Source organism: Dactylosporangium sp. NBC_01737, assembly GCF_035963215.1.
GTDB lineage: Bacteria > Actinomycetota > Actinomycetes > Mycobacteriales > Micromonosporaceae > Dactylosporangium.
The window spans coordinates 4184641-4198302 of sequence record NZ_CP109153.1; the positions used below are offsets into that span (position 1 = coordinate 4184641).

12 protein-coding genes, 1 pseudogene and 1 riboswitch are annotated in these 13662 nt (G+C 72.8%); of the genes and pseudogenes, 10 read left to right on the plus strand and 3 right to left on the minus strand.

Features of this window, described 5'->3' with window-relative positions; translation table 11 throughout:
* Window positions 1-269: 269 nt before the first annotated feature.
* Both OHA72_RS18975 and OHA72_RS18980 read left to right on the plus strand, forming a co-directional pair.
* Entirely contained in the window at window positions 270-1793 is a 1524-nt protein-coding gene (locus tag OHA72_RS18975; RefSeq protein ID WP_327009139.1) for a DNA polymerase Y family protein, read from the plus strand.
* Window positions 1793-5114: pseudogene (locus tag OHA72_RS18980) on the plus strand (error-prone DNA polymerase). Before OHA72_RS18975 ends, OHA72_RS18980 begins: the two are co-directional and overlap by 1 nt.
* Window positions 5115-5185: 71 nt before the next feature.
* On the opposite strand, the gene OHA72_RS18985 reads toward OHA72_RS18980, so the two are convergent.
* Both OHA72_RS18985 and OHA72_RS18990 read right to left on the minus strand, forming a co-directional pair.
* Window positions 5186-5572 (minus strand): hypothetical protein, encoded by a 387-nt coding sequence (locus OHA72_RS18985; RefSeq protein ID WP_327009140.1) that lies wholly within the window; start codon window positions 5570-5572, stop codon window positions 5186-5188.
* Window positions 5565-5930 (minus strand): hypothetical protein, encoded by a 366-nt coding sequence (locus OHA72_RS18990; protein ID WP_327009141.1) that lies wholly within the window; start codon window positions 5928-5930, stop codon window positions 5565-5567. The genes OHA72_RS18985 and OHA72_RS18990 overlap by 8 nt, the downstream gene beginning before the upstream one ends.
* 300 nt (window positions 5931-6230) lie before the next feature.
* On the opposite strand from OHA72_RS18990, the gene OHA72_RS18995 reads away from it, so the two are divergent.
* Window positions 6231-6653 carry a hypothetical protein gene (locus tag OHA72_RS18995; RefSeq protein ID WP_327006402.1) on the plus strand — a complete coding sequence of 141 codons (423 nt, stop codon included), beginning with the start codon at window positions 6231-6233 and terminating at the stop codon, window positions 6651-6653.
* Between the two features lie 50 nt (window positions 6654-6703).
* On the opposite strand, the gene OHA72_RS19000 is transcribed toward OHA72_RS18995, so the two are convergent.
* A complete protein-coding gene (locus tag OHA72_RS19000; protein ID WP_327009142.1) occupies window positions 6704-7678 on the minus strand; it encodes an aldo/keto reductase in 975 nt (324 codons plus the stop codon).
* Between the two features lie 18 nt (window positions 7679-7696).
* Between OHA72_RS19000 and OHA72_RS19005 the strand changes: the two genes are divergently transcribed.
* The 7 genes from OHA72_RS19005 to thiC all read left to right on the plus strand — a co-directional run bounded on the left by OHA72_RS19005 (window position 7697) and on the right by thiC (window position 13662).
* Complete coding sequence (locus tag OHA72_RS19005) at window positions 7697-8416, plus strand: thiamine phosphate synthase (protein ID WP_442788610.1); 720 nt, start codon at window positions 7697-7699, stop codon at window positions 8414-8416.
* Window positions 8413-9447 (plus strand): glycine oxidase ThiO, encoded by a 1035-nt coding sequence (gene thiO / locus OHA72_RS19010; RefSeq protein WP_327009143.1) that lies wholly within the window; start codon window positions 8413-8415, stop codon window positions 9445-9447. The genes OHA72_RS19005 and thiO overlap by 4 nt, the downstream gene beginning before the upstream one ends.
* Before the next feature lie 25 nt (window positions 9448-9472).
* Window positions 9473-9583: riboswitch (TPP riboswitch) on the plus strand.
* A complete protein-coding gene (thiS, locus tag OHA72_RS19015; RefSeq protein ID WP_327011605.1) occupies window positions 9582-9788 on the plus strand; it encodes a sulfur carrier protein ThiS in 207 nt (68 codons plus the stop codon). (Overlaps the previous riboswitch by 2 nt.)
* Entirely contained in the window at window positions 9781-10545 is a 765-nt protein-coding gene (locus OHA72_RS19020; RefSeq protein WP_327009144.1) for a thiazole synthase, read from the plus strand. Before thiS ends, OHA72_RS19020 begins: the two co-directional genes overlap by 8 nt.
* Window positions 10542-11054: a thiamine phosphate synthase gene (locus OHA72_RS19025; RefSeq protein WP_327009145.1), complete on the plus strand. Its 513-nt coding sequence runs from the start codon at window positions 10542-10544 to the stop codon at window positions 11052-11054. Before OHA72_RS19020 ends, OHA72_RS19025 begins: the two co-directional genes overlap by 4 nt.
* 168 nt (window positions 11055-11222) lie before the next feature.
* Window positions 11223-12029 (plus strand): bifunctional hydroxymethylpyrimidine kinase/phosphomethylpyrimidine kinase, encoded by an 807-nt coding sequence (gene thiD / locus OHA72_RS19030; protein WP_327009146.1) that lies wholly within the window; start codon window positions 11223-11225, stop codon window positions 12027-12029.
* Between the two features lie 88 nt (window positions 12030-12117).
* Window positions 12118-13662 (plus strand): phosphomethylpyrimidine synthase ThiC, encoded by a 1545-nt coding sequence (gene thiC, locus OHA72_RS19035; protein ID WP_327011606.1) that lies wholly within the window; start codon window positions 12118-12120, stop codon window positions 13660-13662.

Genomic DNA, 13662 nt, shown 5'->3' on the forward strand with positions numbered 1-13662 from the left:
TGGTCGCGGGCCTCGGTGGCTTCGGTGGCTGGCGGTGGGCGGCGTGTCGTGATCGAAGTCGCGTGGTGGTCGCGGGGGTGGCCACGGCACGACTTCGATCACGGGTGGGTGGTGTGGTCGGTGGCTTCGGTGGCTGGCGGTGGGCGGCGTGTCGTGATCGGAGTCGGGTGGTGGTCGCGGGGGTGGCCACGGCACGACTTCGATCACGGGTGGGGTCGGTGGTCGGTGGTGGGTGGTGCGGGCGTGATCGGGGTCGGGGGGTGGGGGTGATGGTGCGGACGATCGTGGTCTGGTGCCCGGACTGGCCGGTGGTTGCCGCGGAGATCGTCGACGGGTACCCGGCGGACGAGCCGGTGGCGGTGCTGCACGCCAACCGGGTCCTTGCCACGTCGCCGGCGGCGCGGGCCGAGGGGGTGCGGCGGGGGCTGCGGAAGCGGGAGGCGCAGGGGCGGTGCCCGCACCTGATCGTCCTTGAGCACGACCCGGGGCGGGACATGCGGGCGTTCGAGCCGGTGCTCATGGCGGTCGAGGAGCTGGTGCCCGGGGTGGAGACGCTGCGGCCGGGGGCGTGTGCGCTCGCGGCGCGGGGGCCCGCGCGGTACTACGGCGGCGAGGCGGAGGCCGCAGAGCGGATCGTCGAGCAGATCGCGCAGCGGTGCGACGTGGAGGCGCAGGCCGGGATCGCCGAGGGCACGTTCGCGGCGGGGCTCGCCGCGAGGGCCGGGGTGCTCGTCGCGCCGGGGGAGACCGCGGGGTTCCTCGCGGACCTCAGCATCGCGGCGCTCGGGCGGCCCGCGCTCGCCGACCTGCTGCGGCGGCTCGGGATCCACACGCTCAGCGAGTTCGCGGCGTTGCCGGGGGCGGACGTGCTGGCACGGTTCGGGTTCGACGCGGCGCTCGCGCACCGGCTCGCCGGTGGGCGGGACGAGCGGCCCCTCGCGCCGCGGCGGCCGCCGCCGGACCTCGACGTGACGGAGACGTTCGACGAGCCGGTCGAGCGGGTCGACGCGGCCGCGTTCGCCGCCAGGGCCCTCGCGGAGCGGCTGCACGAGCGGCTCCAGCAGCACGGGCTCGCCTGCACACGGCTGGGGATCGAGGCGACCACCGTCACCGGGCAGGAGCTGCTGCGGACCTGGCGGCACGACGGGCTGCTGAGCGTCAACGCGATCGCCGACCGGCTCCGCTGGCAGCTCGACGGCTGGCTGAAGAGCCGGTACAGCCCCAACAGCGGCATCATCAGGCTGCGGCTGGTGCCCGAAGGGGTCGTCGAGCACCTCGGGCTGCAGCCGGGGCTGTGGGGCGAGGCGGGGGAGGAACGCGACCGCGCCCACCGGGCCCTGACCCGCGTCCAGGGGCTGCTCGGGCCCGATGCCGTCCTGACCGCGGTCCTGGACGGCGGGCGCGCCGACAGCAGCCGGATCCGCCTTGTGGCGTTCGGCGACGAACGGGTCGCGCAGGGCACGGACGCGCCGTGGCCGGGGCGGCTGCCGTCGCCGTCGCCGGCGACCGTGTACCCGGTGCCGCTGCCCGCGGTCGTCGCGGACAAGGACGGGCAGGTGGTGCGGGTCAGCGGGCGCCTGGAGCTCAGCGGCGCGCCGGCGAGCGTGCGCATTGGCGAGGAGCAGGCGGTCGGGGTGGTCGCGTGGGCCGGGCCGTGGCCGGTCGACGAACGCTGGTGGGACGAGGACGGGGCCCGCCGCCGCGCCCGGTTCCAGCTCCAGCTCGCCGACGAGCGGGCGATCCTGGCGGTCCTCGAGGAAGGCACCTGGCACGTGGAAGGGCTGTACGACTGATGGGATTCTCCAACCCCGACATCCCGTGGCGTGAGTTCGAACAGAAACTCAGCGGGAGAAGAGCCGAGTACCACCCCGACCCCCTGGCCGCCGACGACGGCGACGGCGGGGACTCCCCGGCGTGGACCCGCAAGCGCGCCGGGTACACGGCACCGCCGGAGCTGGAGAAACCCGCCGACGTCGTGCCGTACGCCGAGCTGCACTGCCACACCAACTTCAGCTTCCTCGACGGGGCCAGCCACCCCGAGGAGCTCGCCGAGACCGCGGCGCGGCTCGGGCTGTCCGCGGTCGCGATCACCGACCACGACGGCTTCTACGGCGTGGTCCGGTTCGCGGAGGCCGCCAGGGAGCTGGACATCCGGACCGTGTTCGGCGCGGAGCTGTCACTCGGGCTGCCCGGGCCGCAGAACGGCGAACCCGACCCGCACGGCCGGCACCTCCTCGTCCTGGCGCGGGGGCCGGAGGGGTACGCGCGGCTGTCGCGCACGATCAGCGACGCGCACTTCCGGGGCGGGGAGAAGGGCCGGCCGGTGTACGACCTGGAGGAGGCCGCGGCGAACCTCAAGGACCACGCGCTGGTCCTCACCGGCTGCCGCAAGGGGCACGTCCCCGCGGCGCTGCTGGAGCACGGCCCGGAGCAGGCAAAGAAGGAACTGGACCGGCTGATCGACCTGTTCGGCCGGGAGTCGGTGGCGGTGGAGCTGACCTCGCACGGCGGCCCGTACGACGACGAACGCAACGACGCCCTCGCCGAACTGGCTGCGGCCGGACGGCTCGGCACGGTCGCGACGAACAACGTGCACTACGCGACCCCGGGCCGCCGGAAGCTGGCGACCGCGCTCGCCGCCGTGCGGGCCCGGCGCAGCCTCGACGACATCGACGGCTGGCTGCCCGCCGCCGGCACCGCCCACCTGCGCTCCGGTACGGAGATGGCGGCCCGGTTCGCGGCGTGGCCCGGCGCCGTCGCCAGAGCCGCGCGGTTCGGTGAGGAACTCGCGTTCGACCTGCAGCTGGTCGCGCCGAGGCTGCCGGACTACGCGGTGCCGGTGCCCGGCATGTCGGAGATGGACTGGCTGCGGCACCTGACGATGACGAAGGCCGCCGACCGGTACCGCGGCAACGCGAAGGCGTACGCGCAGCTGGAGCACGAGCTGGCCCTCATCGAGGAGCTCAACTTCCCCGGGTACTTCCTCGTCGTCTACGACATCGTCACGTTCTGCAAGGAACACAACATCTACTGCCAGGGGCGTGGCTCCGCGGCGAACTCGGCGGTCTGCTTCGCGCTCGGCATCACCAACGTCGACGCCGTCAAGTGGGGGCTGCTGTTCGAGCGGTTCCTGTCCCCGGAACGCGACGGGCCCCCGGACATCGACATCGACATCGAGTCCGACCAGCGGGAGAAGGTCATCCAGCACGTCTACGCCAAGTACGGCCGGCGGTACACCGCGCAGGTCGCCAACGTCATCTCGTACCGGCCGAAGTCCGCCGTGCGGGACATGGCGAAGGCGTTCGGGCACTCACCCGGGCAGCAGGACGCGTGGAGCAAACAGGTCGAGCGGTACGCGGCGATGAGCGACGCCGACCACGACGACATCCCGCGGCAGGTCGTCGAGCATGCCAACGCGCTGCTGACGTTCCCCCGGCACCTCGGCATCCACTCCGGCGGCATGGTCATCTGCGACCGGCCGGTGATCGAGGTCTGCCCCGTCGAGCACGCGAGGATGGCCGACCGCACCGTCCTGCAGTGGGACAAGGACGACTGCGCCTCCGTCGGCCTCGTCAAGTTCGACCTGCTCGGCCTCGGCATGCTGTCGGCGCTGCGGTACGCGTTCGAGATGATCGGCGGCGAGCTCGACATCTCCACGATGCCGCTGGACGACCCCGAGGTGTACGACATGCTGTGCCGCGCCGACTCCGTCGGGGTGTTCCAGGTGGAGAGCCGCGCCCAGATGGCGACCCTGCCCCGGCTGAAACCCCGCGAGTTCTACGACCTGGTCGTGGAGGTGGCGCTGATCCGGCCCGGCCCGATCCAGGGCGGTTCGGTGCACCCGTACATCCGCCGCAAGAACAACCTGGAGCCGGTCACGTACCCACATCCGCTGCTGGAGCGGTCCCTGGAGAAGACGAAGGGGGTGCCGCTGTTCCAGGAGCAGCTGATGCAGATGGCGATCGACGTCGCCGGTTTCAGCCCCGCCGAGTCCGACGAGCTGCGCCGCGCCATGGGCTCGAAGCGGTCCATGGAGCGCATGGGCCGCATCCGGCGGCGGCTGTACGAGGGGATGGCGGCCAACGGGATCACCGGCGCACTGGCCGACGACCTGTTCGACAAGCTCGCCGCGTTCGCCAACTACGGCTTCCCGGAGAGCCACGCGATGAGCTTCGCGTACCTCGTGTACGCGAGTGCCTGGCTGAAGCGGTACCACCCGGCGGCGTTCTGCGCGGCGCTGCTCAACGCGCAGCCGATGGGGTTCTACTCGCCGCAGTCGCTCGTCGACGACGCCCGCCGGCACGGTGTCACCGTCCGCCGCCCCGACGTCAACCTGAGCGCCGACGCGGCGACCCTGGAGGACCCCCTCCCCGGCGAGACACCGGGCAACGGGCCCAGCGGGTGGGGGCGGGGCGGGCCGGTCGTGCGGCTCGGGCTGTCCGCGGTCCGGTCTCGCCGCCGTCGCCGAACGGGTCGCCGGCGAACGGGCGGAGCACGGCCCGTACACCTCGATGAGCGACCTCGCCAGAAGGGCCGGGCTCACCACCGCGCACCTGGAGGCCCTCGCGACCGCGGACGCCTTCGCGGGGCTCGGCCTGCGCCGGCGGGAGGCGCTGTGGGCGGCGGGCGCGGCGTCCCGGGAGACGGCGGGGCGGCTGCCCGGCACGACCGGCGGCCTGGAGGCGCCGATGCTGCCCGGGATGGACGCCGTGGAACGCATGGTCGCCGACGTGTGGGCGACCGGCCTGGCACCGGACGCGCACCCGGCGCAGTTCGCCCGCGAGTACCTGGACCGCATCGGCGCGGTGTCCGTGGAGCGGCTGCACACCGTCGAACACGGCCGCAGGGTCTCCGTCGGCGGGGTCGTCACGCACCGGCAGCGACCGGCGACCGCCGGTGGGGTCACGTTCATCAACCTGGAGGACGAGACGGGGATGCTCAACGTCACCTGCACGCCCGGGTTGTGGCAGCGGCACCGCAGGGTCGCGCGCACCGCGAGCGCGATGGTCGTCCGCGGAATCCTGGAGAAGGTCGAGGGCGTGCTCAACCTGCGCGCCGACCACCTCGCCGTGCTGAGCCTGCCGATCCGCTCGGCGTCACGCGACTTCCGCTGAGGGGTCGACCCGCTCGCACGCCGACCAGCCCCGCGGGTTGCCGGTGACGGCAGACGCGCCGGCGGGTTCCTTCATGCAGAGGGGCGGGCCCGCAGCAGCCACCACAGGCCGATGACCGGCAGGACGAGCGGGACGTACCCGTACCCCTGCCCGAAGTCCGACCAGACGGTGGCGTCCGGGAACGCCTCGCTGTCCACGACGCTGAGCGTGCCGACGGTGAGTACGCCGAGCAGCTCGAACCCGCAGGCGGCGAGCGCGACCCGGCGGGCGCCGCGGGCCAGGGCGACGGTCGCGACGATGTACACGGCGCCGGCGAGCGCCGACAGCGAGTACGCGAGGGGCGCGTCACCGAAGCTCGTCGCGATCTGCACGCCGGCGCGGGCGGTCGCGGAGAGCGCGAACACGCCGTAGATCGCGACGAGGACCCGCCCGGGTCCCTTGTTGAGCCGTTCAGCCATTCCAGATCTGTCCCAGTCGCAGGATGAGCACCGGCACGATGACGGCGGCGCTGCCGATGAGCAGAGAACCCCAGCGGGTCGGCTCCATCCTGGCGAGGACGGCACCGGCCGGCGGCAGCAGCAGCGCCGTCAGCATGTACCCGACGAGGGTGACGACCTCGCCGCCCTCGCCGGGCCCGTGGCCGCCGGCGAGACCGACGACGAGCGCGACGACCTGGACCGCGACGAGCACCCCGACGACACCGAGCCCGGTGAAGAGCGGGCGGGTCGGCTCGCGGTGCCGGAAGAACTCCACGAACGCCCAGGCCGCCAGGGCGAGCGACAGCACGTGGATGGCGACTGCCAAGGGCCCGATCACGGCCGACAGCGTAATGCGGCGGGCCCGGAGCGCCTGCCCCGGGCCCCTCCTGCTCTATGTTCCGGGCTGGTTACCGGCCTCGTGAGGGGTTGACGACGCTGTGGACACCGCAGGACATCGGGTTCGAGCGGTGTCCCCAGCTGCCCGGTGACACGGCCGCCGGCGCCGGTGCGGTTCGGGACTGTCGCCTACCTTGCACAGCGCTGGGCGGTGGCACGTTTCGGGGATTCAATGCAGTCCAGGATTGCCTAACGTTCATGGCAACGGAGCAACGCGATCACAGATGAGCTGGGGGATGTAATGAGCGAGTGGGACAGCGGCGACAACGGCGGCGTCGACTACGGCCACGTTGAGGCCGGCCAGGAGCACGAGTCGCTGGACCAGCTGCACCAGGTCCACGCGGCGGAGAACGACTACGACTCGAACTTCGGCGTGTACGAGCAGGACCACGCGTCGGCGGAGTCGACGTCGTTCGACCAGGGCCACCACGTGGAGTACTCGAACCCGTCGGGTGAGCACTACGAGGAGTCGGACTTCACCTCGTACGACCACAACGAGGCCGAGACCGACCACGTGTTCGCCGCGGAGGGCTCGGAGTCGTCGCACGCGTCGGAGTACGACCAGCTCGACGCCCTGCAGGCCCGCTTCGACAGCGCGTTCGCCTCGGGCACCGAACTGCACACCGACGGTGGCAGCGCCGCCCTCGGCGTGGCCTCCAACTGAGCTTGCGCTGCCCGAAGGCCGGCACCCCCGGGGTGCCGGCCTTCGGCGTGTCAGTGACCCAGGACCGGGTGCGGCACGTACGGCGCCTCGAGACGCTCGATCTCCTTCTCGTCCAGCGTCAGCCCGGTCGCGGCGATCGCGTCGTCCAGGTGCGACAGTTTCGTCGCGCCGACGATCGGGGCGGTCACCACCGGCCGCGACAGCAGCCACGCGAGCGCCACCTGCGCCGAGGGCACGCCCCGCTCACCGGCGACCTCCGCGTTGACGTCGACGACGGCGAAGTCGTCATCGGTGTACATGGAGGTGAACGCGTCGTTGGCGGAGCGCACCGTGCGGCGCTCGTCGCCGCGGCCCCGGTTGCCGGCGAGCAGCCCCCGCGCCAGGGGGCTCCACGGGATGACGCCGATGCCCTGGTCGGCGCAGAGCGGCAGCATCTCCCGCTCCTCTTCCCGGTACACCAGGTTGTAGTGGTTCTGCATCGACACGAACTCGGTCCAGCCCCGCTCACGGGCGGTGTGCTGCATCTTCGCGAACTGCCACGCGTACATGCTCGACGCGCCGATGTAGCGGGCCTTGCCGGCGCGCACCACGTCGTGCAGTGCCTCCATGGTCTCCTCGACCGGGGTGTCCGGGTCGAAGCGGTGGATCTGGTACAGGTCGACGTGGTCGACGCCGAGCCGCCGCAGCGAGCCGTCGATGCCGGCCAGGATGTGCTTGCGGGACAGCCCCGAGTCGTTGGGCCGGTCGCTCATGACGCTGAACACCTTGGTGGCCAGGACGTAGTCGTCGCGGCGGGTGAAGTACTTCGCCAGCAGCCGCCCCGTGACGGTCTCGCTGGCGCCGAGGGAGTAGACGTCGGCGGTGTCGAAGAACGTGATCCCGGCCTCGACGGCCCGGCGCACGAACGGGTCCGCGGCCTCCTCGTCGAGCACCCAGTCACGCCACGCTGGATCGCCATAGCTCATCATGCCGAGACAGATCTCGGAGACCTTCAACCCGGTCCGGCCAAGTCGCACCTGCTTCATGTCTGAAAAACTATCGCGGTGCAGACCCTCGGACGACTCCATCTCATCACCGACACCCGCCCCGGGCGAGACGTGCTCGGCGTGGTCGCGCACGCCCTCGCCGCCGGGTTCGGCGTCGTGCAGGTCCGCCCCGAGGACGCCGTCACCGACCGCGAGGCGTTCGACCTGACCGTCCGGGTCGTCGCGCTGTGCCGCGCCGCAGGCGCGACCTGCCTCGTCAACGACCGGCTGCACATCGCCCTCGCCGCCGGCGCCGACGGCGGCCACGTCGGCGCCACGACCGCCCGTCGCCGCGGCCCGCCGCGTCCTGGGGCCCCGCACGCGATCCTCGGCGCGACCGCCCGCAACCCGGTGACGGCGCGGCAGGCGGTCGCGGACGGCGCCACGTATCTGGGTGTCGGCCGGCCGTACGCGACGACGACGAAGACCGGCCTGCCCGACGCGATCGGCCCCGCCGGGGTGCGTGCCGTCGTCGAGGCGGTCGACGTGCCGGTGATCGCGATCGGGGGCGTCACCCCGGAGCGGGCCGCCGAGCTGTTCGCGGCCGGTGCGCACGCGGTCGCCGTCGTCGGCGCGATGAGCGCGTCCCCCGACCCGGCCGCGACCGCGGCCCGCTTCGCGGCGGTCCTCGCCTCGGCGCCTGCTACCGGCATACACGAAATGTCGGACATATACGGGCATTTGCGCCTGGACATGTCCGGGGAGGACGGGGCGGCTGCGGGGAGGGGGCGGGCGTGAAGGTCGGGGTCGTCGGGGGCGGGATCATCGGGCTCTGCGTCGCGTGGGAGCTGACGCGGCGCGGGGAGCAGGTCACCGTGTACGACGCCGATCCTGCCCGCGGCGCGGGACGGGTCGCGGCCGGGATGCTGGCGCCGACGGCCGAGGCGAACTTCGGCGAGGAGGCGCTGCAGGAGCTGATGCTCGACTCGATGCGGCGCTGGCCAGGGTTCGCCGCCGAGCTGGGCGCCGCGACCGGGATGCCGCTCGGGTACCGCACCGACGGCACCCTGCTCGTCGCGCTCACCGACGACGACCTCACCGAGGTGCGGCGGCTCGTCGACTACTACCGGCGGGCCGGGACACCCATCGAGCCGCTCGGCGGCCGGCAGCTGCGCGAGCTCGAACCCCTGCTCAGCCCCCGGGTCCGCGGCGGCGCACGGGCCGGCGGGGACCATCAGGTGGACCCGCGGCTGCTCCTCGCGGCGCTGCGGAGCCTGCCGGTGCGGCACGAGCGGCGGGACGTGACCGACCCGGGCGACCTGCGCGACGATGTGATCATCGTCGCCAACGGGTGCGGGCTCGCCGCGTCGGCCGGGCTGCCGGTGCGGCCGGTGAAGGGGCAGCTGCTGCGGCTGCGGGGGCCGGAGCCGCTGCTCACGCACGTGGTGCGGGGGGTGGCGCTGGGCCGGCACGTGTACCTGGTGCCGCGCGCCGACGGGGAGCTGGTCGTCGGGGCGAGCGAGGAGGAGCGCGGCGCCGACACGACGGTGACCGCCGGTGGGGTCCTCGACCTGCTGCGACCCGCCGCGGACCTGCTGCCGGGCGTCGCCGAGCTGGCGCTCGCCGAGACCCTCGCGGGGCTGCGGCCCGGCACCCCCGACAACGCCCCGATCCTCGGGCACCTGCACGGCAACGTGTACGTGGCGGGCGGACACTACCGGCACGGGGTGCTCCTCGCGCCGGTCACCGCGCACGTCATCGCCGACCTCGTCACCAAGGGATCGACAGACGTAAACGTCACGCCGTACCGGGCGAGCCGCTTTACCTGAGGACCGCGACGGGGTTATGGTCAGCGCGTACCCCACGGGAGTCCGGTGTGACCGGGCTGAGAGGGGGGCTGTCAGCCCCCGACCGTCGAACCTGATCCGGATCATGCCGGCGCAGGGAGTCAGGAGTGAGCCGCATGCAGCTCGTGGTCAACGCCGTCACCGCCGACGTGGACGACACCGCCACCATCGCCGACGTCATCCAGGGCCTGGTCGGCGACGCCGGCCCACGGGGGATCGCCGTCGCCCTCAACGGGGCCGTCGTCCCGCGGGACACCTGGGCCGCCACCAGGCCCGCCGACGGCGACACCATCGACGTGCTCACGGCGGTCCAAGGTGGCTGACGATCTGACGATCGCCGGGGAGCAGCTGCCGTCGCGACTCATCCTCGGCACCGGCGGGGCGACCAGCCACGCCGCCCTCGAAGCCGCGATCCGCGCCAGCGGCACCGGCCTCGTCACCGTCGCGCTGCGGCGGCTCGACCCGGCCGCCCCGTCGCTGCTGGACGTCGTCGACCGGTGCGGGGTGCGGGTCCTGCCCAACACCGCCGGCTGCTACACCGCCACCGAGGCCGTGAAACTCGCCCACCTCGCCCGCGAGGCGTTCGACACGGCGTGGGTGAAGCTGGAGGTCATCGGCGACGAGGAGACCCTGCTGCCGGACGCGGTCGAGCTGGTCGCCGCCGCGGAGCGGCTCGTCGAGGACGGCTTCACGGTGCTGCCGTACACCACCGACGACCCGGTCCTCGCCCAGCGTCTCGCCGACGCGGGATGCGCCGCGGTCATGCCGCTGGGCAGCCCCATCGGCTCGGGGCTCGGCATCCGCAACCCGCACAACATCGCGCTGATCCGGCAGAAGGTGACGGTGCCGGTCATCCTCGACGCCGGGATCGGCACCGCCTCCGACGCCGCGCTCGCCATGGAGCTCGGCTGCGACGGGGTCCTGCTCGCGTCCGCGGTCACCCGCGCCGAGCACCCCGCGCGGATGGCGGCGGCGATGCGGCTCGCCGTCGAGGCCGGACGCCTGGCCCACGCCGCCGGGAGGATCCCGCGCCGCCTGTACGCGACCGCCTCGAGCCCGACTGGAGGGTTGCCGTGGTGACCCGATTGATCCTGTTCACCGACCGGCTGCAGGCACACCGGCCGCTCGACGAGGTGGTCAACCGCGCGATCGACGGGGGCGCGCGGCTGGTCGTCCTCGGCGAGCAGGACCTCCCAGCGCCGCAACGTCAGGACCTCGCCGACCGGCTGCGGGTCATGCTCGACGGCGTCAAGGGCCGCCTGGTCCTCGCCGAGGACACGACCGCGTTCCGCAAGTGTCACAACCTCGGCGACCTGGTCGCCGCCGCCGAGGCCGAGGTGGGGTTCGCGACCCTGTCACCGATCTACCCGACCCGCTCCAAACCCGGCTACGGACCCCCGCTGGGCCTCGCCGCCCTGGGCAGGATGGCGCAGGTCGTCCCGCTGCCGGTGTACGCCCTGGGCGGCGTCGACTCGCCGCAGCGCGTCCGGGACTGCCTCGACGAGGGGGCCACCGGGGTGGCCGTCATGGGCGCGGTCATGCGCGCGGAGGACCCCGCGAGGTTCGTGAAGGAGCTGATGACCGCATGAGCGGCCAGCGCAGCGGTTCGGGCGGCTCATCAGCATCACAGGTTGGCTCGGGCCGGCGCCGGAGCGCAGCGGGGGTGACGGCATGAGCGGCCAGCGCAGCGGTTCGGGCCGCTCATCAGCATCACAGGTTGGCTCGGGCCGGCGCCGGAGCGCAGCGGAGGTGACGGCATGAGCACCCCGGTCGTCGCGCTGACGATCGCCGGTTCGGACTCCGGCGGGGGTGCCGGCATCCAGGCGGACCTGAAGACGTTCGCCGCGCACCGGGTCTTCGGCACCAGCGTGATCACGGCGCTGACCGCGCAGAACACCACCGGCGTCAAGGGGATCTCCGCGGTCGGCCCCGGGTTCGTCGGCGCGCAGCTCGACGCGGTCCTCGACGACCTGCCCGTCGCCGCGGTCAAGACCGGCATGCTCGCCACGCCGGAGACCGTCGCCCTCGTCGCCGGGTACGCGCCGCGGCTGCCGGGGCTGGTCGTCGACCCCGTCCTCGTCGCCTCCTCCGGCGACCGGCTGTTCACCCGCGACGCCGAACGGGCGTACCTGGACCTGCTGTTCCCGCACGCCGCGGTGGTCACCCCCAACCTGCGGGAGGCGTCGGTGCTGCTCGGCCGCGACGTCCTCGACGTCGACGACGCGATCAAGGCGGCCCAGGACCTGGCCGCGACCGGGGCCCGGTGCGTCGTGGTCAAGGGCGGGCACCTGCGCGGCAGCCGCGACGCCGTCGACGTCGTCTGCGCCGGCGACACCGTCGAGCTGCTCAGCGCGCCGTGGGTCGACACGGCCAACAACCACGGGACCGGCTGCACGCTCGCCGCGGCGACGGCGGCCCGGCTCGCGCTCGGGCAACCCGTCGCCGAGGCCCTTGCCGGGGCGAAGGAGTACGTGCACGCGGCCCTGACCGCATCGTCCGGCTGGCGGCTCGGCACCGGCCACGGCCCGCTCGCATGGGGACCGTTCGAGCCGCCGCTCACCTAGACACCCGGCCGAAGCTCACCCAGTACACCTGCCGAAACGCGGAACAGGTGCGCCTCCGGCGTGCCCGCTCCGCCGTGCCCGAGAGAGGATCCGCATGAAGCGCAAGGTCCACGTCCAGGGGTCCCGCGACGACGTCCGGGTGCCGTTCGCGGAGATCGAGCTCAGCGGCGGCAACCCGCCGGTGCGGCTCTACGACACCTCCGGCCCGCTCAACGATCCGCCCGTGGGCCTTCCGCCGCTGCGGGCGCCGTGGATCGCCGAGCGCGGGGTCGAGCGGACCCAGCTGTACTACGCGCGGCAGGGGATCGTCACGCCGGAGATGGAGTTCGCCGCGATCCGTGAGGGCGTTTCTTCAGCGGTCGTGCTGGAGGAGATCGCGGCCGGGCGGGCGATCCTGCCCAACAACGTCAACCACCCGGAGAGCGAGCCGATGGTCATCGGCAGCCGCTTCCTGGTGAAGGTCAACGCCAACATCGGCACGTCCGCCGTCTCCTCCGGTGTCGAGGAGGAGGTCGCGAAGCTCACGTGGGCGACGAAGTGGGGCGCCGACACGGTCATGGACCTGTCCACCGGCAAGCACATCCACGCGACCCGCGAGGCGATCGTGCGCAACTCGCCGGTGCCGATCGGGACCGTGCCGATCTACCAGGCCCTGGAGAAGGTCGGCGGGGACCCGCTCAAGCTCACCTGGGAGGCGTACCGCGACACCATCGTCGAGCAGGCCGAGCAGGGCGTCGACTACATGACCGTGCACGCCGGGGTGCTGCTGCGGTACGTGCCGATGACCGTCGGACGGGTCACCGGCATCGTGTCCCGCGGCGGTTCGATCATGGCCGCGTGGTGCCTGGCCAAGCATCGCGAGAACTTCCTGTATGAGAACTTCGCCGAATTGTGTTCGATTTTCGCCCGGTACGACGTCGCCTTCTCCCTCGGCGACGGCCTGCGGCCGGGCTCCATCGCCGACGCGAACGACGAGGCCCAGCTGGCGGAGCTGCGCACCCTCGGCGAGCTCACGACGATCGCGTGGAAGCACGACGTGCAGGTGATGATCGAGGGCCCCGGCCATGTGCCCATGCACAAGATCAAGGAGAACGTGGACCTGCAGAAGGAGTGGTGCCACGAGGCGCCGTTCTACACGCTCGGCCCGCTCACCACGGACGTGGCACCCGCGTACGACCACATCACCAGCGCCATCGGCGCCGCCATGATCGCCATGTACGGCACGGCGATGCTCTGCTACGTCACGCCGAAGGAGCACCTCGGGCTGCCGAACCGCGAGGACGTGAAGGCCGGGGTCATCGCGTACAAGATCGCCGCGCACGCCGCCGACCTGGCCAAGGGCCACCCGGGCGCGCAGGCGTGGGACGACGCGCTGTCCAGGGCACGGTTCGAGTTCCGCTGGGAGGACCAGTTCAACCTGGCCATGGACCCGGACACGGCCCGCGCGTATCACGACGAGACGCTGCCGGCCTCGCCCGCGAAGACCGCGCACTTCTGCTCCATGTGCGGACCCAAGTTCTGCTCCATGAAGATCTCCCAGGATCTGCAGGAGTACGCGGCGCTCGGGATGGAGGCGAAGTCGGCCGAGTTCGCGTCGTCGGGCGGTCAGGTGTACCTGCCGGTCGTGTCGTAG